At 58.7% G+C, this 21,666-nt stretch carries 19 protein-coding genes; 10 read left to right on the top strand and 9 right to left on the bottom strand.

The features are described 5' to 3' along the window. Positions 1-112: 112 nt before the first annotated feature. From gyrB to dnaA, 3 genes are all read right to left on the bottom strand, one after another. Positions 113-2,563: a DNA topoisomerase (ATP-hydrolyzing) subunit B gene (gene gyrB, locus EDC26_RS17825; RefSeq protein WP_132585203.1), complete on the bottom strand. Its 2,451-nt coding sequence runs from the start codon at positions 2,561-2,563 to the stop codon at positions 113-115. A 91-nt stretch (positions 2,564-2,654) separates the two neighbouring features. Beyond that, entirely contained in the window at positions 2,655-3,764 is a 1,110-nt protein-coding gene (dnaN, locus tag EDC26_RS17820) for a DNA polymerase III subunit beta (protein ID WP_132585200.1), read from the bottom strand. A 2-nt stretch (positions 3,765-3,766) separates the two neighbouring features. Next, positions 3,767-5,161 carry a chromosomal replication initiator protein DnaA gene (gene dnaA, locus EDC26_RS17815; protein WP_132585197.1) on the bottom strand — a complete coding sequence of 465 codons (1,395 nt, stop codon included), beginning with the start codon at positions 5,159-5,161 and terminating at the stop codon, positions 3,767-3,769. Positions 5,162-5,445: 284 nt separating this feature from the next. Here dnaA and rpmH point away from each other — a divergent pair, with 284 nt between their 5' ends. The 10 genes from rpmH (at position 5,446) to denD (ending at position 14,127) form a co-directional block, all read left to right on the top strand. Continuing rightward, positions 5,446-5,580 (top strand): 50S ribosomal protein L34, encoded by a 135-nt coding sequence (rpmH, locus tag EDC26_RS17810; RefSeq protein ID WP_132585195.1) that lies wholly within the window; start codon positions 5,446-5,448, stop codon positions 5,578-5,580. Between the two features lie 70 nt (positions 5,581-5,650). Beyond that, entirely contained in the window at positions 5,651-6,013 is a 363-nt protein-coding gene (rnpA, locus tag EDC26_RS17805; protein WP_132585187.1) for a ribonuclease P protein component, read from the top strand. After that, complete coding sequence (gene yidD, locus EDC26_RS17800) at positions 6,010-6,243, top strand: membrane protein insertion efficiency factor YidD (protein ID WP_132585184.1); 234 nt, start codon at positions 6,010-6,012, stop codon at positions 6,241-6,243. Before rnpA ends, yidD begins: the two co-directional genes overlap by 4 nt. Before the next feature lie 123 nt (positions 6,244-6,366). Next, positions 6,367-8,070 carry a membrane protein insertase YidC gene (gene yidC, locus EDC26_RS17795; RefSeq protein WP_132585181.1) on the top strand — a complete coding sequence of 568 codons (1,704 nt, stop codon included), beginning with the start codon at positions 6,367-6,369 and terminating at the stop codon, positions 8,068-8,070. A 272-nt stretch (positions 8,071-8,342) separates the two neighbouring features. Beyond that, a complete protein-coding gene (locus tag EDC26_RS17790; RefSeq protein WP_132585178.1) occupies positions 8,343-9,539 on the top strand; it encodes an ABC transporter substrate-binding protein in 1,197 nt (398 codons plus the stop codon). Positions 9,540-9,713: 174 nt separating this feature from the next. Then, on the top strand, positions 9,714-10,634 hold the full coding sequence (locus EDC26_RS17785; protein WP_132585175.1) for a branched-chain amino acid ABC transporter permease: 921 nt from the start codon (positions 9,714-9,716) through the stop codon (positions 10,632-10,634). Further along, positions 10,634-11,632, top strand: coding sequence for a branched-chain amino acid ABC transporter permease (locus tag EDC26_RS17780; RefSeq protein ID WP_132585172.1), 999 nt, complete (start codon positions 10,634-10,636; stop codon positions 11,630-11,632). Before EDC26_RS17785 ends, EDC26_RS17780 begins: the two co-directional genes overlap by 1 nt. Beyond that, a complete protein-coding gene (locus tag EDC26_RS17775) occupies positions 11,629-12,378 on the top strand; it encodes an ABC transporter ATP-binding protein (protein WP_132585169.1) in 750 nt (249 codons plus the stop codon). Before EDC26_RS17780 ends, EDC26_RS17775 begins: the two co-directional genes overlap by 4 nt. After that, positions 12,375-13,088, top strand: a complete 714-nt coding sequence (locus EDC26_RS17770; RefSeq protein ID WP_132585166.1) for an ABC transporter ATP-binding protein — start codon at positions 12,375-12,377, stop codon at positions 13,086-13,088. The genes EDC26_RS17775 and EDC26_RS17770 overlap by 4 nt, the downstream gene beginning before the upstream one ends. A gap of 58 nt (positions 13,089-13,146) precedes the next feature. Then, positions 13,147-14,127, top strand: coding sequence for a D-erythronate dehydrogenase (gene denD / locus EDC26_RS17765; protein ID WP_132585163.1), 981 nt, complete (start codon positions 13,147-13,149; stop codon positions 14,125-14,127). 458 nt (positions 14,128-14,585) lie between these two features. Here denD and EDC26_RS17760 read toward each other — a convergent pair whose 3' ends face one another. The 6 genes from EDC26_RS17760 to EDC26_RS17735 form a co-directional block, all read right to left on the bottom strand. After that, positions 14,586-15,458, bottom strand: coding sequence for a carbohydrate ABC transporter permease (locus tag EDC26_RS17760; protein WP_132585160.1), 873 nt, complete (start codon positions 15,456-15,458; stop codon positions 14,586-14,588). Next, positions 15,455-16,354, bottom strand: coding sequence for a carbohydrate ABC transporter permease (locus tag EDC26_RS17755; RefSeq protein WP_132585157.1), 900 nt, complete (start codon positions 16,352-16,354; stop codon positions 15,455-15,457). The genes EDC26_RS17760 and EDC26_RS17755 overlap by 4 nt, the downstream gene beginning before the upstream one ends. Before the next feature lie 86 nt (positions 16,355-16,440). Continuing rightward, complete coding sequence (locus EDC26_RS17750) at positions 16,441-17,760, bottom strand: ABC transporter substrate-binding protein (protein WP_132585154.1); 1,320 nt, start codon at positions 17,758-17,760, stop codon at positions 16,441-16,443. 69 nt (positions 17,761-17,829) lie between these two features. Continuing rightward, on the bottom strand, positions 17,830-18,918 hold the full coding sequence (locus tag EDC26_RS17745; RefSeq protein ID WP_132585151.1) for an ABC transporter ATP-binding protein: 1,089 nt from the start codon (positions 18,916-18,918) through the stop codon (positions 17,830-17,832). 32 nt (positions 18,919-18,950) lie between these two features. Beyond that, positions 18,951-19,907 carry a C-terminal binding protein gene (locus EDC26_RS17740; protein WP_132585148.1) on the bottom strand — a complete coding sequence of 319 codons (957 nt, stop codon included), beginning with the start codon at positions 19,905-19,907 and terminating at the stop codon, positions 18,951-18,953. Between the two features lie 9 nt (positions 19,908-19,916). Continuing rightward, positions 19,917-21,644 (bottom strand): IlvD/Edd family dehydratase, encoded by a 1,728-nt coding sequence (locus EDC26_RS17735; RefSeq protein WP_132585145.1) that lies wholly within the window; start codon positions 21,642-21,644, stop codon positions 19,917-19,919. Between the last annotated feature and the right edge of the window lie 22 nt (positions 21,645-21,666).

The raw sequence follows: 21,666 nt of genomic DNA, 5'->3' as shown, positions 1-21,666 counted from the left end.
CCACGCGCATGCTCGATAACGACGGGCTTGTGCGGGTCAGTTTTTCACCCACGACCGGGGCGCTACGGTCAGATCAACATCGGAAACGCTCTGCCGCCAGCAGCGGCGCCCCCTAAATATCAATATTCCCCGCCCGCAGCGCATTCTTTTCAATAAACGCCCGTCTCGGCTCCACATCATCCCCCATCAGCGTCGTAAACACTTCGTCGGCCACAATCGCGTCTTCGATCTGCACACGCAACAAGCGGCGCGCGGTGGGATCCATGGTGGTTTCCCATAGCTGCGACGGGTTCATTTCTCCCAGACCTTTGTAGCGCTGCTTCGTAACGCTACGATCGGCTTCGCTGCGCAGCCACTGCACGACCTCGCGGAAATCGGTAACGGGCTTTTCCTTGCGCTTCTCGCCTTCGCCGCGCACTACCAGCGCCCCCTTGCCGAGGAAGCCATGAAAGGTTTTGGCCGCCTTGGACAAAACAGCGTAATCGGCGCCACGCACAAAGCCCGGCTCGAAGGCGCTGACCCGCACGTTGCCGTGATGCATGCGCTCGACGACCACGCGCCGGATTCCGGCTTCTTCGTCGAATTCTGACCGGACCTTCACCACATGAGGCAGCGCCGGGTTGTATAGCACCTCCTGCAGCCGCTGGGCCGACGCAGCGGCGGCTTCGGCGCTGTCCAGGTTGATCTGCACACCTTCGGCCATGGCCGACAGCGATTCGATATCCACGGTGCGCGACAAGCGGTTGATGACCGAGTCAGCCAGGATGTACTGGCGCGCCAGCTCACCCAGCGCATCACCGCTAATGGGGGCGGCGCCCTCTTCGCGCATAAGCGACGCGTCTTTCAGAGCCAGTTGCAACATGAATTGCGCTTCTTCCTGGTCGTCTTTCAGATAGCGTTCTTCGCGGCCCACCTTGACCTTGTAGAGAGGCGGTTGGGCAATGTACACGTAGCCGCGTTGCACCAGTTCAGGCATCTGACGATACAGCAAGGTCAGCAGCAGGGTACGTATGTGGGCGCCGTCGACGTCGGCATCGGTCATGATGATGATGCGGTGATAGCGCAGCTTGTCGACATTGAAGTCGGGGCCGATGCTGGTGCCCAACGCGGTGATAAGCGTGGTGATCTGCTCGCTGGCGATCAGTCGGTCGAAGCGTGCTTTTTCAACGTTCAACACCTTGCCGCGCAAGGGCAGGATGGCCTGGAACTTGCGGTCGCGGCCCTGTTTGGCAGAGCCGCCGGCGGAATCGCCCTCGACAATATACAGTTCGCACAAGGCGGGGTCTTTTTCCTGGCAGTCGGCCAGCTTGCCGGGGAGGCCCGCGCCTTCGAGCACGCTTTTACGGCGCGTCATTTCGCGTGCGCGGCGCGCGGCATCACGGGCGCGCGCCGCTTCGATAATCTTGTTGCACAGCGCCTTGGCATCGTTGGGGTTTTCAAGCAGCCAGGTTTCCAGCGTACGGCCCACGGCATCTTCAACGGCCGGACGCACTTCGCTCGACACCAACTTGTCTTTGGTCTGGCTGCTGAACTTGGGCTCGGGCACTTTCACCGACAACACGCAGGCCAGGCCTTCGCGCATGTCGTCGCCGGTCGTATCCACTTTGGCTTTTTTCGCCAGCTCGTTATCGGCAATGTATTTGTTGATGACGCGCGTCATGGCCGCGCGCAGGCCCGTCATGTGGGTGCCGCCATCGCGCTGCGGAATGTTATTGGTAAAGCACAGCACGGTTTCGGTGTAGCTATCGTTCCATTGCATGGCAACGTCAACGCCGACAGTGGAACCGCCTATGCTCGATTCGGTGCTGACCGAAAACACATTGCTGTGCAGCACTGTTTTAGTGCGATTGATGTATTCGACAAAACCTTTGACGCCGCCCAGGAAGGCAAAGTTTTCTTCTTTGCCCTGGCGCTCGTCAATCAGCCGGATCTTGACGCCGTTATTCAGGAACGAAAGTTCGCGCAGGCGCTTGGCCAGGATTTCGTAGTGATACTCGATGTTTTCAAAAATGGTGTCGTCGGCCAAAAACCGGACGAGCGTGCCTTTTTTATCGGAGGGCCCGGTCATCGCCAGGGGCGCTACGCGATCACCGCGATGGAATTCCATTTCGTGAGTTTCGCCGTTACGCCAGATGGTCAGACGCAACCATTCGGACAGCGCGTTTACGCAGGAAACGCCCACGCCATGCAAGCCGCCCGAAACCTTGTAGGAGTTGTGATCGAACTTGCCCCCGGCGTGCAGTTCGGTCATGACGATCTCGGCCGCGCTGCGGTGAAATTCGTCGTCTTTATGGATGCCGGTGGGAATCCCGCGGCCATTGTCGCTGACCGAAATGCTGTTGTCGGAATGGATGGTCACCACGATGTCGTCGCAATAACCGGCCAGCGCCTCGTCTATGGCGTTATCGACCACCTCGAAAACCATGTGGTGCAGCCCGGTGCCATCGGAAGTGTCGCCGATGTACATACCGGGACGCTTGCGCACGGCTTCGAGCCCCTTGAGCATTTTGATGGAATCGGCGCTATAGGCTGCACTGGGGGACATCGCGGTTTGTTCTGACATAACGTATTTAAAAAACCTTATAAAAGCCTTGCGGCTACACACCGGTCTGGCCCTGGGCGCCAGACCGGTTCACAACACGGACAAAAGCCACTTAGATGCGCATGGGCATCACGACATACTTGAATTGATCGTCGTCGGGCAGGGTGATCAGCGCTGACGCATTCACATCGGGCTGCACCGACCACTGGATTGCGTCGGCCTTGACGTTGGCCAGCACGTCGAGCAGATAGCTGACGTTAAAGCCCACGTCCAGCGGTTCATGGGCGTAATCGACGTCGATTTCTTCCTGCGCCTCTTCCTGCTCGGCATTGGAAGATGAAATTTTCAATTGATTGTCGGCCAGTTGCACCCGCACGCCTTTGAGCTTGTCGGTGGTGAGGATGGCGGCGCGCTGCAAACTGCCTTGCAGGATTTCCCGGCTGACCGAGAAATGCCGCGTATAGTTGTTGGGAATAACGCGGGTGAAGTCGGGGAACTTGCCCTCGACCAGCTTGGAGACAAGCTCGATGTCGCCAAAGCGGAAACGGATCTGGCCCGGAGCCACATCAACGGTGACCAGATCGTCGGATTCGCTAAGCAAGCGCTGCATTTCAAGCACCGTCTTGCGCGGCACGATGACGTCCTGCTTGGCCTCGATGCCGTCGACCGCCGTGCTGCTATGGGCCAGGCGATGGCCATCGGTGGCGACCGCGCGCACGCAACCGGGCTCGAACACGAACAGCAAGCCGTTCAGGTAATAGCGGATATCTTGCTGGGCCATGGCGAAATGCACCATGTTGAACAAGTGTTTGAGAGTCTTTTGCGGGAGCGAAAACGAGACGTCCCATTTTTCCGGCTGCGACAACGTGGGGAACTCGGCGGCGCTTAATGTTTGCAAGGCAAAACGGCTTTTGCCCGACTGCACCGACAATTTGGCGCTGGCCAGACCCAGTTTTATATCCCCCGACTCGGGCAGGGCACGCAAGATGTCAAGCAGCTTGCGCGCGGCAACGGTGATCGATTCGTTCTCGGGGCCCACGCCGAACTCGGCATGGGTCGTAATCTGAACCTCGAGATCGGTCGCGATAAATGCCACTTTGTTGCCCTCTTTACGCAACAAAATATTGGCTAGAATCGGCATCGTATTCCTGCGTTCGACAATTCCTGCCACCGTTGACAACGGTTTCAACAATGCATCGCGAGTCGTTTGTACGAGTTGCATGGTTATCCTTTTAAGGTTTGTTCTAATACATGTAGAGCGTGGTTAAGTTCAGTCTGCTTGGAGCGTGCATCGGAAATTTTGCGCACCGCGTGGAGCACGGTGGTGTGGTCGCGCCCGCCAAACAGATCACCGATCTCGGGCAGACTTTTCTGGGTTAATTCCTTGGCCAGATACATGGCTACCTGGCGCGGCAGGGCAATATTGGCAGGCCGGCGTTTCGAATACATGTCGGCCACTTTCATTTTATAAAAATCGGCCACGGTTTTCTGTATGTTTTCGACGGTGATCTGGCCGTTGGACACCGACAGCAAATCTTTAAGTGCGTCTTTGCACACTTCTACGGTAAGCACCTCGCGGCCGTGGAACCGCGCATAGGCCGACACCTTGCGCAGCGCCCCCTCAAGCTCGCGTACATTGCTGCGCAGATGCTTGGCAATAAAAAAGGCAACCTCTTCGGGCATGGTAACGCCTTCGGACTCGGCCTTGCGCAGCAAAATGGCCACCCGCATTTCCAGCTCGGGCGGTTCGATGGCCACCGTCAGCCCCGAATCGAAGCGCGAAATCAGGCGACTGTCGATATTGGGCAGTTCTTTGGGATAGGTGTCGGAGGTAATGATGATTTGCTTGCGCTGGGCCACCATCGCCTCGAATGCGTAGAAAAACTCTTCCTGGGTGCGGTTCTTGCCGGCGAAAAACTGGATATCGTCGATCAGCAACAGGTCGAGCGAATGGTAATAGCGCTTGAACTCGTCGAAGGCCTTGCGCTGATACGCCTTGACCACGTCGGACACGTACTGGTCGGCATGCACGTAGCGCACCCGCGCACCGGCATTGCTCAGCAACAGGGCATTGCCTATGGCATGAATAAGATGGGTTTTGCCCAGGCCCACGCCACCATACAAAAACAAAGGGTTATACGACACCCCGGGGTTCTCGGCGACTTGCAAGGCGGCAGCGCGCGCCAGCTGATTGGCCTTGCCCGTTACAAAGTTGTCGAACGTTAAATCGGTATTCAGGCGCGAGCGATCGTGCGCAGCGTCAACCACGGCAGCGGCGGCGGGCGAGGCCGCTGCCACGACCGGCGCGGGGGCCGATTCAGGCGCCTCGGCGGGAAGCTCGGCGCTTGCGGGGGCGGCGCGATATGCCGCATTGGCCGCAGCCAATTCAAAGGCGACCTGCACCGGCCGCTTGTACCATTCGGAGGCCAGCGTTTCGATCTGGCGAGAAAAATTTTTGCGCACCCACTCGAGCTTGAAGCGATTGGGCGCAGAAACCCGCAGCACCGCCTGCGCTTCATCGAAGGCAAGGGGAACCAATGGGCGAATCCAGGCACTAATCTGCTGCGGGGGAAGATCCTGTTCCAGACGATGAACACAGGTTTGCCAAAAATCTTTCATATATGCCGCTTCTGTAAACCTCGATTCTACCCTGTTGGAGGGGTAGTTATCCACAAGGCGGAGGCGTAACAGAACCGCGTATTTATACTAGTGGTTTGACTAATCGCGAAGAATTTGATGAAATGATAGACTTTTCAAGAATTTTCAACACCGGGCCTTGGGTTAAAGCTGGGTTTAAGTACCTGTTAAGTACGTACTGAAGTACCTACGCTACCAACACACTCCGCTTGCGCCAAACGGCGTTTTAACCACCAGTTCTGGCAGCTCTTTTATTTGGATTACCCATGAAACGCACCTACCAACCTTCTGTGACCCGCCGCAAGCGCACCCACGGCTTTCGTATTCGCATGAAAACCCGCGGTGGCCGTGCCGTCATCAACGCACGCCGCGCCAAAGGCCGCAAACGCCTGGCCGTTTAGGGCGACGTCACTTTAGGCTGGCGAGTATCCATTTACCCGCCGGTTCAAACGTCTATTGACCCAAACGCCTATGCGAGCCACGCTACCGCAAGCGTCGCGCTTGCACCGCCCCTCGGAATACGCCAACGCCCTCAAGGGCAAGCGTATCGCCAGAGGGGCGTTGTTTGTTGTAACAACGCCGCGCCAGGTTTTGCCCGATGCCGCCGGCGCACGCCTGGGGCTGATCATTGCCAAGCGCTTCGCGGCGCGGGCGGTCACCCGCAACGCCATTAAGCGAGTCATACGCGAAGCCTTTCGGCACCGCCGCCACGAATTGCCTGGGCACGATCTGGTGTTCCGGCTTTATTCCCGGGTCGAAGCCGCCTCGTTGACCGCGCTGAAAAAAACGGTGCGCCTCGAAGTCGACACCCTCCTGAATCGAGCCATGCAATGATAAAAGCATTGTTGATCGCCCCGATTCGGTTTTATCGTTATTTTCTTAGCCCATGGCTGGGAAGAAGTTGCCGTTTTACGCCAAGCTGTTCGGTCTACGCCATCGAAGCCATCGAAATCCACGGCCCCATTCGCGGCTTATGGCTGGCCGCAAAACGCATCGTTCGCTGTCAACCATGGTGCGCCGGAGGCTACGATCCGGTGCCGAATTCAAAGCACACCTGCCCTTAGGTTTAGCGGCGCCAAGCCGCTCACCGTACGGTGGTTTTTTCAACTATTCACGCTCATCTGCAATTCAGGAGAGCTACGTTAAACTGATGGGCTTTTGCCCAGCTTTAACCTAATACAGGCGCTATGGATATCCGACGCACCGTCCTCTGGATGATTTTTTCTTTCTCGCTCTTGCTGCTGTGGAACAACTGGCAAGTTCATAACGGCAAGCCGTCGCTCTTTGGCGGCAGCCCCGCCACAACGCAAACGGCCGCAGCGCCCAAGGCAGGCACGGCTTCTGTTGCCGACGCCAACACCAGCGTTCCCAGCGCCGCGCCGGCGCCCGCGGCGGCTGGCGCCAAGACACCTGCCAACGTGCCCGGCACCGCGCAGGCAGCGGCCAGCGCATCGGAAAAAGTCACGGTCAAGACCGACGTCTACCAGCTCACCTTCGACACTCTGGGCGCACAGCTGGTCAAGGCCGAACTGCTCAAGTACACATCGCAAGAGCAGCCCGGCCAACCCATGATCCTGCTCGACAATTCCGGCCCGGCTTCGACCTACGTGGCCCAGACCGGAGTAGTGGGCGCTCCGCAAGGCCAGACCTACCCCACCCACCTGACGCCATTTCACGTGGTGTCCGCCCAGCCCACGCTGGTGGGCGACCAGCTCAAGGTGGTGTTCGAGGCCGAGAGCGACGGCGTCAAGGTCGTGAAAACCTACACGATGCATAAAGACCGCTACGACATCGATGTACAAAACGACATCTATAACCTGAGCGGCGCACCTATCGACCCGTCACTCTACCTGCAGTTGACGCGCGACGGCAGTGATCCTCCGAGCACCTCCGGCTTCTATCACACCTTCACCGGCCCTGCGATCTATTCGAGCGAAGACAAATTCCAGAAAGCCACCTTCTCGGACATCGAAAAAGGCAAGGCCAACTACATCAAACAGGCCAACAACGGCTGGGTCGGCATGGTGCAGCACTACTTTGCCACGGCCTGGGTGCCGCCCCAAGGCACCGTGCGCCAAAACGAAATGTTGCGCCTGTCGAATAATCTGTACGCCGTGCGCTCGATCGAACCCGTGGGCACGATCCAGCCCGGTGGGCACAAAGTCGTCAACTCCCATCTATGGGCCGGCCCGCAAGACCAGAAAGCCATGAGCGCCCTGGCGCCCGGCCTGGATCTGGTGGTCGACTACGGCTGGCTCACCATTATCGCCAAGCCCATGTTCAAGTTCATGACCTGGTTGCACTCGCTGTTGGGCAATTGGGGCTGGACCATCGTGGCGCTGACGCTGTTGATCAAGGCGGCGTTCTACCCGCTTTCGGCCGCCAGCTATCGGTCCATGGCCAAAATGAAACTGGTCGCCCCGCGCCTGAAGCTATTGAAGGAGAAATTCGGAGACGACAAGGCCAAGATGAACGCGGCCATGATGGAAATGTATAAAACCGAGAAAATCAACCCTCTCGGGGGGTGCTTTCCCATGGTGATACAGGTTCCGGTCTTCATTTCCCTGTACTGGGTGCTGCTGGGCAGCGTTGAAATGCGCGGCGCGCCCTGGATTCTATGGATACACGACCTTTCGGTGCGCGACCCCTGGTTCATCCTGCCCGCCATCATGACGGCCACCATGTTCCTGCAGATCAAGCTCAATCCGGCTCCCCCTGACCCCATGCAGGCCAAGCTGATGATGATCATGCCTTTGGTCTTTGGCGGCATGATGTTCTTCTTCCCGGCGGGTCTGGCGTTGTACTACTGCGTCAACAACGCCGTATCGATCGCCCAGCAGCGTTACATCATGCACAAGCTCGATAAGGAACGCGCCGCCGTACATCGATAGCGGCCCCTCCCGGTGCGCAACGAGCCCCGCCGTTGCCGCTACGCTCTCCAACGCCCCATGTACCGTGTTGTACATGGGGCGTTTGTATTCTTATTGGTTATATTTGAACACTAAATTTTCATTACTTGGGAATACAAAAATTCCTCTATGCTCGTACGTGGTTTGTTCTCCCGAACCCGCGTAGACGCTACGATTTGGGTTTATCCCGATAGCAAATGTTTTAAGCTTCATGTAATTTATGCGTTTATTCATAACAACGACCAGGAGATACCATGAGCCCAGCACCCTTGCCTGCCAAACGGCGCGGCCTTCTTCTTGCCACACTCGCAACGGCCCTGCTATGCGCCGCCGGTGCTCCCAGCCAAGCCCAGGAACCCCTGAAAATCGGCTTTATCGGTACGCTGTCGGGGCCGGCCGGAGCACTCGGCCAGGACGAATACGACGCCTTCATGCTGGCGATCCAGCAAAAAGGCGGCAAGCTGGGCGGCGTGCCGGTGACCGTCATCCGCGAAGATGATCAGCTCAAGCCCGACCTGGGCGTGCAAGCAGCCACCAAACTGATCAAAAGCGACCATGTCCCCATCATTACCGGAGTCACCTTCTCCAATGTCATGATGGCCATTCACAAGCCCATCACCGACGCCAAGGTGTTCCTCATCGGCTCCAACGCCGGGCCGGCCCCGATTGCGGGCAAATCGTGCTCGCCGTTCTTCTTCTCCACTTCGTGGGACAACGATCAGTTGCACGAAGCGGGCGGCCAGCTTACCTCCGACTTGGGCTACAAAAACGTCTACGTCATGGCGGCCAACTACCAGGCCGGGCGCGACGCCGTATCGGGCTTCAAGCGCGACTTCACCGGCAAGATCGTCAACGAGGTCTACACGCAGGTCAACCAACCCGATTACTCGGCCGAAATCGCTCAATTGCAAGCCTCCAAACCCGACGCGGTCTATGTTTTCTACCCCGGCGGCATGGGCGTGAACTTCGTCAAGCAATACCGCCAGGCGGGTCTCCTGGGCAAGCTGCCGCTGGTATCGGTATCGACGATCGATGGCAGCACCTTGCCGGCGCTTAAATCGCTGGCCGTAGGCGCGATCACCAGCGCGCCTTACGCCCCCAATCTCGACAATCCGCAAAACAAGCAATTTGTCGAGGCTTTCGTCAAAGCCTATAAACGCCAGCCTTCCATGTACGCAGCGCAGTCGTACGATGCAGCCAGCCTGCTCGATTCAGCCATCGCCAAGGTGAAGGGGGATGTGTCCAACGCGTCGGCATTCCGCAGCGCCTTGAAATCGGCCGATTTCAAATCCGTGCGCGGCGCATTCAAGTTTGCCTCCAACCAAATTGCCGATGGCCCGTTTTACCGGGTTGACGTCGTCGAAGGCAAAAACGGCGCCGAACTCAAGGCGGTCAGTCCTATTCACATTCAGAAGCGTGCCAACTTTGCGGCATCGTGCCCTTTGAAGTAAGCGGGCGGTTCCAGTTATAACAATGGCACCCACAAGGGGTGCCGCTACAAAAACCAACCGGAATGTTCTGTAGCGCCACCCCTTGTGGGTGGCACAACCGCCGAAGCGAGGCCTGCGAAAAAATGGCAGCCACAAAAAGGCTGCCATCACGCGAAGTAAACCCAGGAGCCCTTGTTGAGCTTTGCACTTGTCATTATTCAGGCGTTGAACGGTCTGCAGCTTGGCGTGCTGCTGTTTCTCATGGCGGCCGGCCTGACCCTGGTTTTCGGCATCATGAATTTCGTCAACCTCGCCCATGGCTCTTTGTACATGATGGGCGCCTTCTTTGCCGCCTCGATTTATAACTACACCGGCTCATTCCTGCTGGCGACCCTGCTGCTTGTCCCTGCCATGCTGGCGCTGGGGCTGGCGGTGGAATGGGTGGCCCTGAAAAAACTCTACCAGCGCGATCACCTCGATCAGGTGCTGGCCACCTTCGGCCTGATTCTGTTTTTCAACGAACTGACCCGCATGATCTGGGGGCCGTCACCCTACTATATGGAGGTGCCTGAATCGCTGACCGGCACCATTAATTTGCTGGGCATTGCCTACCCCGTCTACCGCTTCGTGATCATCACCGCGGGCCTGCTGGTGGCCCTGGGCTGTTATCTGCTGGTGCACAAAACCCGCATCGGCATGCTGATCCGCGCCGGCGCCACCAACCGGACCATGGTGGGCGTGCTGGGGGTCAATATCGTCTTGCTCAACTCGCTGCTTTTTGCCTTGGGCGCTGTCCTGGCCGGCGTGGCGGGCCTGTTGGCCGGCCCGATCCTGTCGGTCCAATCGGGCATGGGCGAACCCATCCTCATCCTCACGATGGTGGTGATTGTCATCGGCGGCATTGGCTCGATTCGCGGGGCGTTCTACGCCGCGCTGATCGTCGGCGTGGTCGACACGCTGGGACGCACCGTCCTGCCCGGTTTGCTGCGCAGCTTTCTGGAACGTAGCACCGCCGACGTAGCGGGCCCCGCCCTGGCTTCCATGGCCATTTACCTGCTTATGGCTTTTGTGCTGGCCATCAAGCCCCAGGGCTTGTTCCCCGTAAAAAATACCTGATGATGTCTTCCTCTCCCCTCCACCGCAAATGGTCGGCCAGCACCGTGCTGGCGATCGCGTTACTGGCCCTGCTGGCTCTGGTGCCGCTATACGCAGGCATCAGCAACAACGCCTTTCTCATTACCTTGGTCACCCGGATCCTGATATTCGCCGTGGCCGCCGTATCGCTCAATCTGATTCTGGGCTACGGCGGCCTCATCAGCTTCGGGCACGCCCTGTTTCTGGGTCTGGGCGTATACACCGCAAGCATCATGAGCTTTCACGGCGTGGACAATGGCTGGCTGCAAATCCTGGCCACGCTGCTGATCTGCAGTGCCGTCGGCCTTATTACCGGCAGCATCGCCCTGCGCACGACCGGGATTGCGTTCATCATGATCACCCTGGCGTTTGCCCAGATGTTCTTCTTTCTCATCGTCAGCTTAAGCCGCTATGGCGGCGACGATGGCCTGACACTGGCCGGCGGCACGCGTTTTGGCACCGAGCTCCTGACGCAACCCCGCCTGCTGTACTTCGCCGCCTTTGCACTCCTGTGCCTTAGTTTATATGCCAGCCACCGCCTGGTGCACTCGCGCTTCGGCATGGTGGTCTGCGCCGCCAAGTCGAACGAACGGCGCATGAAGGCGCTCGGATACCCCACCTTTCGCTATCGACTGGCCCTGTACGTTATCTCGGCCGCGCTGTGCGGCCTGGCCGGCCTGCTCTACGCCAACCTGACGCAATTCGCTTCGCCCTCCTACATGTCCTGGATAACCTCGGGCGACCTGATCGCCATGGTCGTGGTGGGCGGCATGGGTACGATAGTCGGTCCGCTTTTCGGAGCGCTGGGCATGATTCTGGCCGAAGAGTGGCTCAAGTCCCTCACCGAGCACTGGATGATTATCTTCGGGCCGCTTCTGGTCATCATCGTGATCATCAGCCGGCAAGGCTTGGTTGGATTGCTGCGGCAGCTTGAAGGCCGTTTTTCCCGTGCGCCCGGCGCGGATCGGGGCGCGCCATGAGCCTCTTGTCCGTCCGGCAGCTCGTCAAGCGCTACGGCGGCCTGGTCGCGACCGATCATTTCGATTTCGACGTGCGGGCCGGCGAGCTGCACGCCATCATCGGGCCCAACGGCGCCGGCAAGAGCACCCTGATTACGCAGCTTGCCGGCGAAATCAAACCCGACAGCGGCCAGATCCATTTCCAGGACCAGGACATTACACGCCTGCGCGCCGAGCAGCGCGCCTTGCTGGGGCTGGCTCGGTCCTACCAGATCACCTCGGTCTTTTCCGAATTCACGGCGTTGCAAAATGTGATGCTCACCATACAGGCCCACCAGGGGCATAGCTTCCGGTTCTGGACACCCGCACTGTCCCAGCCGGCGCTGGTGACACCCGCGCAAGAGGCGCTGGAGCGCGTGGGCCTGGGCCAATATCTGCATGTGCGCGCGGCCGATCTGGCGCACGGTGAACAGCGCCAACTGGAACTGGCCATGGTACTCGCCGGCCAACCCAGGCTGCTGCTGCTCGACGAACCCATGGCCGGCATGAGCCAGGCCGAATCCGCGAAAATGACCGCGCTGCTTCTTGATCTAAAAGGCCAATATGGCATCGTCCTGGTCGAACACGATATGGATGCGGTCTTCAAGCTGGCCGATCGCATTACGGTATTGGTGTATGGCCGCAGCATCGCCTGTGGCTCGATTGCCGAAATCCGCGCCAACCCCGAAGTTCGAACCGCTTACCTGGGCGATGAGGCCGACGTATGAGCTCTGTATTGCTTGATGTGGACAGGATCGAATCGTTTTACGGCGCCAGTCAGGTGCTGTTTGGCATGAGCTTTCAGGTCATCGAGGGGCAATTCGTCACGCTGCTCGGGCGCAACGGCATGGGCAAATCCACCACCGTCAAATCCATTGTCGGCCTGATGGCGCCCACGCAAGGCTCCATCCGCTTCGCCGATCAGGAAATTACCGGAGCCCCGTCTTACAAGGTGGCGCGCGCCGGCATCGGCCTGGTTCCCGAGGGACGCCAGATTTTTCCCAACCTCAGCGTCGCCGAGAACCTGATCGCCACCGCCCACAATCGCCAGAAGTCGGCGGCGCCTTGGTCCCTGGACAAAATCTACGCCCTCTTTCCACGGTTGCAAGAACGCGCCGGGAATCTGGGCTCGAACCTGTCGGGCGGCGAACAGCAAATGCTGGCGATCGGCCGCGCGCTCATGACCAATCCGCGAATGCTGATCCTGGACGAAGCGACCGAGGGCCTGGCGCCATTGATACGCGCCGAAATCTGGCACTGCCTGGGCGAGCTCAAAAAAATCGGCCTGTCGATTATCTGCATCGATAAGAATTTGAACTCTCTTTTGCCGCTGGCCGACCGCCACTACATCGTGGAAAAAGGCCAGGTCGTGTGGTCGGGAAGCTCCGACGAACTGCGTGCCCAACGCGAAACGCTGCAAAGCTATATGGGCATTTGAAGCCATTGACCGGGAAACGGCATTATCATTAGACGCATACTGTCCCTCGGAAAATTCCATGCATATATTGATTACGGGCGGCGCCGGCCTACTGGGCTCGCGTCTTGCCAAAGCACTTCTCAAGCGCAACACACTGGCCGATGCGCAGGGCGTTCAACAGACCATTTCACGCATCACCTTGCTCGATGTGGTGGCAGCTCACGGGTTTAACGACCCCCGCATCCAAACCATTACCGGCGACATTTCCGACCCGGAAGTCGTGCGGGCCGCCGTTACTCCAGACACCCAATCCATCTTCCATCTGGCCGCGATCGTCAGCGGCGAGGCCGAAGCCAACTTCGATCTGGGCATGCGCATCAATCTGGACGCCACCCGCCTCATCCTCGAACGCGCGCGCCACAATCGCAACTGTCCGCGTGTCGTGTTCACCAGCTCGGTAGCCGCCTTCGGCGGCATTCTGCCCGCACAAGTGCTCGACAGCACGCCCACCACGCCGCAAAGCTCGTACGGCGCGCAGAAAGTCATGGGCGAACTCCTGATCAGCGACTACAGCCGCAAGCAGTTCATCGATGGCCGCGCCCTGCGCATGCCCACAGTATGTGTGCGCCCCGGCGCCCCCAACAAAGCCGCGTCCAGTTTTGCCAGCGGCATCATACGCGAGCCGCTAAACGGCACCGTATCAGTCTGTCCCGTAGCGCCAGGCACCGCGCTGTGGCTGATCTCGCCCGGCAAAGCCATCGCCAATCTGATACATGGCCACGAAATCGGCAGCCTGCTTGGCGCCAGCCGCGCCCTGAACCTACCCGGCCTGTCTACGACCGTAGGCGAGATGGCACAGTCGCTCGAACGCGTAGGCGGCGCTGCGGCCGCACAACGCATACGCTGGCAAATCGATCCGGCCATCGAACGCATCGTCAATTCATGGCCCGGCGATTTCCTCACTACCCGCGCCAACGCCATGGGATTTACGCGCGACGCCAGTTTCGACGCGATCGTGCAGGAATATATAAGTGAGGAGTTGAAGGCGGGGGGGAAATAGGCGGGAGTGGGTTTGGGCGTAGATGGCACCCACAAGGGGTGCCGCTACAAATACGTATGCGTCCCAATAAAATACGTATCCGTTGCCAATGTAGCGGCAGCCCTTGTGGCTGCCATTTCAACAATGTAGCGACGTGGGCGGTTAAGGCAGGGCGGGCGACTCGGGCACGCCGCGCGAATAATCTGCTTCGGGGATCCAAGGCGTGCGCTGTTTGAGTGGGACGCTTGCGATCAGTCCAGTGGACTGATCGCCCCACGAGTTCGCACGCCGCCCCGAAGCAGATTATTCGCGCGGGAAGTTCTGGCGTAGCCAGAACCGGGCACGTCGGAGCCTGACCTGCCTTAACCGCCCACGGCGCGGGGCTAGGAGGTTTTAAGCGGGATAGGGTGAGCCACTTTCAGCGAATGCCACCCACAAGGGGTGGCGCTACAAACATGGGATACCATCCCACGCATCCATTATTCCTTCACCGCCCCCGTCATCCCCGACACGTAATATTCCACAAAGAACGAATACACAATCGCGACCGGCAAAGACCCCAGCAAGGCGCCGGCCATTAACTCGCCCCAATGGTATACGTCGCCTTCGATCAGTTCCGTAACCATGCCCACCGGCACGGTTTTGACCTCGGTCGAAGAAATGAACGTCAGCGCGTAAATGAACTCGTTCCAGGAAAGTGTGAATGCGAATATGCCGGCCGAAATCAATCCAGGAACGGCCAGGGGCATGATGATCTTCACCAGAATCTGCCAACGCGTCGCGCCGTCGATAAGCGCACACTCTTCCAGCTCGTAGGGAATGGACCGAAAATACCCCATCAGCAGCCAGGTGCAAAACGGAATCAAGAACGTGGGATAGGTAAGAATCAAGGCCCAGCGTGTGTCGAACAGGCCCAGCTGGAACACGATCGACGCAAGCGGAATGAACAGGATCGACGGCGGCACCAGATACGCGAAGAAAATCCCCAGGCCCACTTGCTTGGAACCCTGAAAGCGCAAGCGCTCTATCGCATATGCCCCAAACACGCTCGCGGTGAGCGATATGAAGGTCGCCGCCACCGACACGATCACCGTATTGATCATCCACCCGTTAAAGGGCGTATCGAACAACAACCGTTTGAAGTGATGCAGCGTGGGCGCCACCACCCAGAACGGGTTGCTGGTGTGTAACGCCAGTTCCGCGTCGGACTTGAACGCCGTGATCACCATCCAGTAAAACGGAAACAGCAGTACAAAAACAAATATGGCCAAAGGGATATAGACGGTTACCCAGCGTCGCGGCAGCGACTGCAGAAAGTCCATCCCCTGTTGCTCGGGCTGCGGCTTTTTCATTTATCCCCTCCTTGTTGCCAGGCGCGACGTTGCAGCCCGAAATACGAGAACATGATGGACGCCAGCAGGAACGGAATCATCAGTATCGCCAACGCGGCACCCTCGCCCAGCGATCCGCCCGGAATGGCGCGTTGAAACGACAAGGTCGTCATCAGATGCGTGGCATTGAGCGGGCCACCGCGTGTCAGCACGTAAATCAGCTGAAAGTCGGTGAACGTAAACAGTACCGAGAAAGTCATCACCACCGCAATGATGGGCGTGAGCAGCGGCAAGGTCACATAGCGGAACTGCTGCCAGGGGGTCACCCCGTCGATCGACGCGGCCTCATACAGCGCCGGCGAAATCGTCTGCAGCCCAGCCAGCAGCGTGATCGCCACAAAGGGAATGCCGCGCCATACGTTGGCGACGATCACCGAGGCCCGGGCCATCCATGGGTCGCCCAGGAAATTGATGTAATGATGGATCACGCCCATCTTCACGAGCGTCCAGCTGATAATCGAAAACTGCGGATCGTATATCCACCAGAATGCCAGCGCCGATAGCGCCGTGGGCACGATCCACGGCAGTAGCACCATGGATCGGAAAAAAGATTTGAACGGCAAATTCTTGTTAAGCAACAGAGCCAGCCACAGGCCCAGCATGAACTTCAGGATACTGGCCACAACGGTATAAAGTATCGTGTTGAACAGGGCCAGCTGCGCGATCGAATCGCCGATCAGATAGCGATAGTTGTCCAGGCCTATCCAATGACCCGAACTTCCTATTTTGGCATCGGTAAAACCGAGCCAAACCCCCAGCCCAAGCGGATACGTCAGAAACACCAGCAGCAATATGGCCGAGGGCAGCATAAAACACAGCCCCAGCACATTCTTGTTATTGAACAGTCGAGATAGCATAAGCATCCTAGATGGAAACGTCGCTGACGGCGGCCTGGGCCGCCGTCAGGAGGGAGCGTGCCGCCCGGCCCCCGGGCGTCGCGCTCTTAGGCCTTGTAATAACGCTTGGCGCGTTCAGCCGCCTGCTTGGCCGCTTCTTTGGGTGTCTTCGATCCGCTTGCCGCCGCGGCAAACATATCAACCACCACATAATCGGCCATGACAGCTGCCGAAGCGGTTCCAAGAGGCCCTGCATGGCCGTTGTCGATCATGATCGCCGCGGAATCGCGGAACACGGTCGCTTTCGGATCCGACGTCCAGATCGGGTTGGCCTCGTAGGCTTTCAGCGGTTGACTGACATAGCCAATGGCGGCCTGCATCCACGGGTTGTACTGATCGGCTTCCATCATGAATTGCATGAAAGCCTTGGCGGCCTTGGGATACTTGGAGTACTTGAACAACATCATCTGTGTGATCTGCATCAGCTCGGTATGCTTGCCGGTAGAGCCTACGGGAAGATGTGCATGCTCGATATCCAGCGCGATCGCCTGCATTTTCGGATCGGCGGACTTCTTTGCCGCGTAATACACCGAAATGCCGTTGGCCGTCAGACTGATCTGGCTGTCCAGGAAGGCCTTGTTATTGGACGGATCCTGCCACGCCAGCGTGCCCGGAATAAAGGTTTTGTACAGTTCCCTGGCATATTCCAGCGCCGCAACGGTTTCGGGCGACTCGACCACCACATGGCCCTTTTTATTGACCAGCATGCCGCCGTGCGACCACAGCAGCCAGTGCGCAAAGTTATTGCCGTCGCCCACCGCGTGGCCAAACGCAAAACCCGCCGGCGTGTTCTTGGCCTTGAGCGCCTGGCACAGTTTGAGAAAACCCGCCAAGTCTTTGGGAACGGTATCGAACCCGGCCGCCTTGATCATGCTTTGACGATACACCAGCGCGTTGCCGACAACCCCCAGGGGTATGGCGATCCACTTGCCATCCTTCATGCCGTATTTCTTGCATACGTCGTACCAGCCGCCGTATTTCTTGTCCAGGTAAGTACCCAGGTCGGAAACGTCAACCAGCTTCTCGGGATATTGCTCCGGGTCATCGAACCAGCCGATGATAATGTCGGGACCGCTGCCCACCCGTGCCGCCACCGCCGCCTTGGGCCGCACATCTTCCCAGCCTTCGTTGTCGATGCGTACCGGTATGCCGGTTTGCTCGGTGAATTTTTTGGTGTTTGCCATCCAGAGGTCTTCGTCGCCCTGCACGAAGCGCTTCCACCGCAGCACACGCAAGGTGGCGCCTTTTTCCGGCGTGTAATTCAGCTTGGTGCCGGCTTCGGCGGCAAAAGCGCTGCCGCTCAGGGTTGTTGCTGCAGCCGCTGCGGCCGTAGACACCAGAAAATCGCGTCTTGTAAGTTTTGTCATGTCTTCCACTCCTTTGGTTAAAGGGACTAAGCCCACGGGAAATCAGTCTTGCTGTGTGCCTCCAAAAAATCAGTTTTGCCGCAAAGCCTTGCCGGACTCTGCGTCGAACAAATGGGTGTGATGGTGGTCGGGAACCAGGCGCAGCGTGTCGCCCGCCTTGAAGTTGTGGCGCTCGCGAAAGATCGAAATGAGATCCGCATTGCAAAACCGTGAATAGACCTCGGTGTTGGCGCCGGTGGGCTCAATGACGACAACCCCCGTTTTGATCCCTTCGTCGCCCGAAGCAACATTCAAGTGCTCGGGGCGTACGCCATAAATCACCGGCTGGCCATCGACTCCAGCCGTCTGGCCGGTGGTGATGGGCGCAGGCACGAACGAGCCGTCGGGAAACTCTACCCGCGCGCCGGATCCACTGCGACGCAACACGCCAGGCACGAAATTCATCGCCGGCGAACCGATGAAGCCCGCTACAAACAGGTTATCGGGGTGGTCGTAAAGGTCGAGCGGCTTGCCGCGCTGCTCAACCACGCCATCGTGCATGACAACGATCTGATCGGCCATCGTCATGGCTTCGATCTGATCGTGGGTCACATAGACCGAGGTGGTGTGAAGGCGCTGATGCAGCTCTTTGATTTCCGCACGCATTTGCACACGCAGCTTGGCATCGAGGTTGGACAAGGGCTCGTCGAACAGAAAAACCTGCGGGTCGCGCACAATGGCGCGGCCCATCGCAACACGCTGACGCTGACCGCCTGAAAGCTGACGCGGGAAACGCTCCAGCAATTGCGAAAGGCCCAGAATTTCAGAGGCGCGATCGACCCGCTTCTTGATATCGTCTTTGTCGATTTTGGCCAATAACAAGGAAAACGCCATATTGTCGTACACCGTCATGTGCGGGTACAACGCGTAATTCTGGAACACCATGGCAATGTCGCGTTCCTTGGGCTGCATATTATTGACAACCTTGCCATTGATCAGGATTTCACCTTCGGTGATCTGCTCCAGCCCGGCCAACATCCGCAACAAGGTCGACTTGCCGCAACCCGACGGCCCAACCAGTACGGCAAATTGCCCATCTTCGATGTCGATATCGACACCGCGAATAACCTGTGTGCCGCCGAAATACTTCTGTATTCCTCGAATCTGCACTGATGCCATGCCGTGTTCCTTTGTCTCGTTCTACTTATGATTTATGCCACGCCTTCCACTACCACATACGATGGGCGGCCTCGTTGCGCCCAATCGATTAAATTCTGCGCAGCCTTGCGCCGCAATTCTTTTTCCGCCACCACAGAATAAAACGCAGCGTGCGGCGTCAGCAATACACGCGGATGCTGCACAATGCGGGCATCTATGGCGGGCGGCTCGATCGGCAGCACGTCGAGCGCGGCCCCATCGAGACGACCGCTGTCGAGTGCCGCAAGCAAGGCGTCGATATCAACAACGGGGCCGCGCGCCGTATTGACCAGGACGCCGCCCTGCGGCATCAGGCCCAGCGCTCGAGCATTGACCAGGCCGCGCGTCTCATCATTTAGCGGAACATGCACCGAGATCGCATCGGACTGGGAAAACAACTCGTCCATGCTAACGCGTTCTACGTAAGCCGGGAAGTCCCCGTCGATAATATGCGGATCGCAGGCGATCACCCGCTTGAAACTGTTTCGGCTGATGTGCGCCATACGCTTGCCTATACGGCCCAGCCCCAGAATGCCGATGGTCATGTCGCCCACGCGCCGCATCTTGCCCGCCGACGTGAAATGCCATTTCCCGGCCTTCACGTCGCGGTCGTAGAAAGCAATATGACGCAATAAGGATAGCGTCATCGCCAGCGCATGAGTGGCCACCTCGCCCACGCCGTAATCAGGCGAATTGCCCACCCATACGCCATGCTCTTCGGCGTCGGCCAGATTTATCGTATCGAACCCGGCGCCAAACCGGCTGACAATGCGAATCTCCGGCCTTGCGGCAAATACACGGGCGTTCACGGGGGCGTACTGCACCAGCAGCCCCTGGCAACCTTCCGAGGCGGCGATGACATCGGCTTCGCTGCGGCATTGCGCCACGACGACCTCGACGCCCGCGGCACGATACAGATCTTGCTCCAGGTCAAGATCGGGAAAATCATAATCTGTAATCAAAACTTTCATGCACCGCTCTCAGTGATTGTCTTTGGGTATGCCCGCGCCGCTTTTACCTCGCAGAAAATCAAGGTCGGCGCCCAGATTGGCTTGCTGCACATGCTCGACATAAAGCTTGACCCAGCCGCGCGCCATGGGCGCCGGCGGCGCTTGCCATGCCTCGCGGCGGCGTGCGAGCTCTTCATCGGACACATGCAAATGCAGCTTGCGCGCGGCCACATCCAGTTCGATGATGTCGCCGTCCTGCACCAGCGCCAAAGGGCCGCCCGCGGCGGCCTCGGGGGCCACATGCAGAACCACCGTGCCATACGCGGTGCCGCTCATGCGGGCGTCGGACACCCGGACCATATCGGTGATGCCTTTGCGCAGGATTTTCGGCGGCAGCGGCATATTGCCGGCTTCGGCCATACCCGGATAGCCGCGGGGCCCGCAATTCTTCAAAACCAGCACGCAATTCTCGTCGACGTCCAGGTTTTCATCGTCCATGCGCTCGTGCATATGTTCGCTGTTTTCGAACACGACCGCGCGGCCCTTGTGCTTGAGCAGGGCCGGCGTGGCGGCCGAAGGTTTGATGACGGCCCCATCGGGGCATAGGTTGCCACGCAGTACGGCTATCCCCGCCTCGGTCTTGAAAGGCTCGTTAAAGGCATGGATGACCTCGCGATTCCAGTTTGGCGCATCCTTGCAGTTATCCCACAGGGTCTGGCCATTCACCGTCAGGGCATCGCGGGCAATGACATCGCCCAGCTCGCGGATCACGGCGGGCACGCCGCCCGCATAATAAAAGTCTTCCATCAGATGAGTGCCCGAAGGCTGCAGATCAACCAGGCACGGCAATTTGTGGCCGAGCGCATCCCAGTCGGCAAGCGTCAGGTCAACCCCGATACGCCCCGCAATCGCCAACAGATGAATCACCGCGTTGGTCGAGCCACCGATAGCGGCGTTCACGCGGATGGCGTTTTCAAAGGCCTGGCGCGTCAGGATTTTCGACATGACCAGATCATCTTTGACCATCTGCACAATGCGCCGGCCCGAAGCGCGCGCGAGCAGATTGCGGCGCGCATCCACGGCGGGAATCGCCGCGTTGCCAGGCAGGCTCATGCCCAGCGCTTCCACCATGCTGGCCATCGTGGATGCCGTACCCATCGTCATGCAATGCCCATGCGAGCGATGCATGCAGCTTTCCGCTTCGAAAAATTCTTCCTGCGACATTTGCCCGGCGCGAACTTCTTCAGACATCTTCCAGACGTCGGTGCCTGAACCCAGTTCGCGGCCTCGAAACTTGCCGCTAAGCATGGGACCGCCCGACACACCGATAGTGGGCAGGTCGCAGGACGCCGCCCCCATCATGAGCGAAGGCGTCGTTTTGTCGCAGCCCATCAGCAATACGACGCCATCCAACGGATTGCCGCGTATCGATTCCTCGACGTCCATGCTGGCCAGGTTGCGAAACAGCATGGCCGTAGGCCGCAACATCGTCTCGCCCAGCGACATGACCGGAAACTCGAGAGGGAAGCCGCCCGACTCCCAAACCCCGATCTTGACCTGCTCGGCCAAGGTGCGGAAATGCGAATTGCACGGCGTCAGTTCAGAGAAAGTATTGCAAATGCCAATCACCGGGCGACCGTCGAACTGATCGTGCGGGATGCCTCGATTCTTCATCCACGAACGGTAGATGAAACCGTCGCGGTCAAGCCGTCCGAACCAGGCCTGGCTGCGACGCACAGGCTTTTCTTTGTCACTCACTATTGTCTCCTTTACCGCCCGC

It is taken from the genome of Paralcaligenes ureilyticus (assembly GCF_004346225.1).
Taxonomy (GTDB): Bacteria; Pseudomonadota; Gammaproteobacteria; order Burkholderiales; family Burkholderiaceae_B; genus Paralcaligenes; species Paralcaligenes ureilyticus.
The sequence above is the reverse complement of the archived record's forward strand: the minus strand, read 5'-3'. Positions and strand labels throughout refer to the sequence as shown.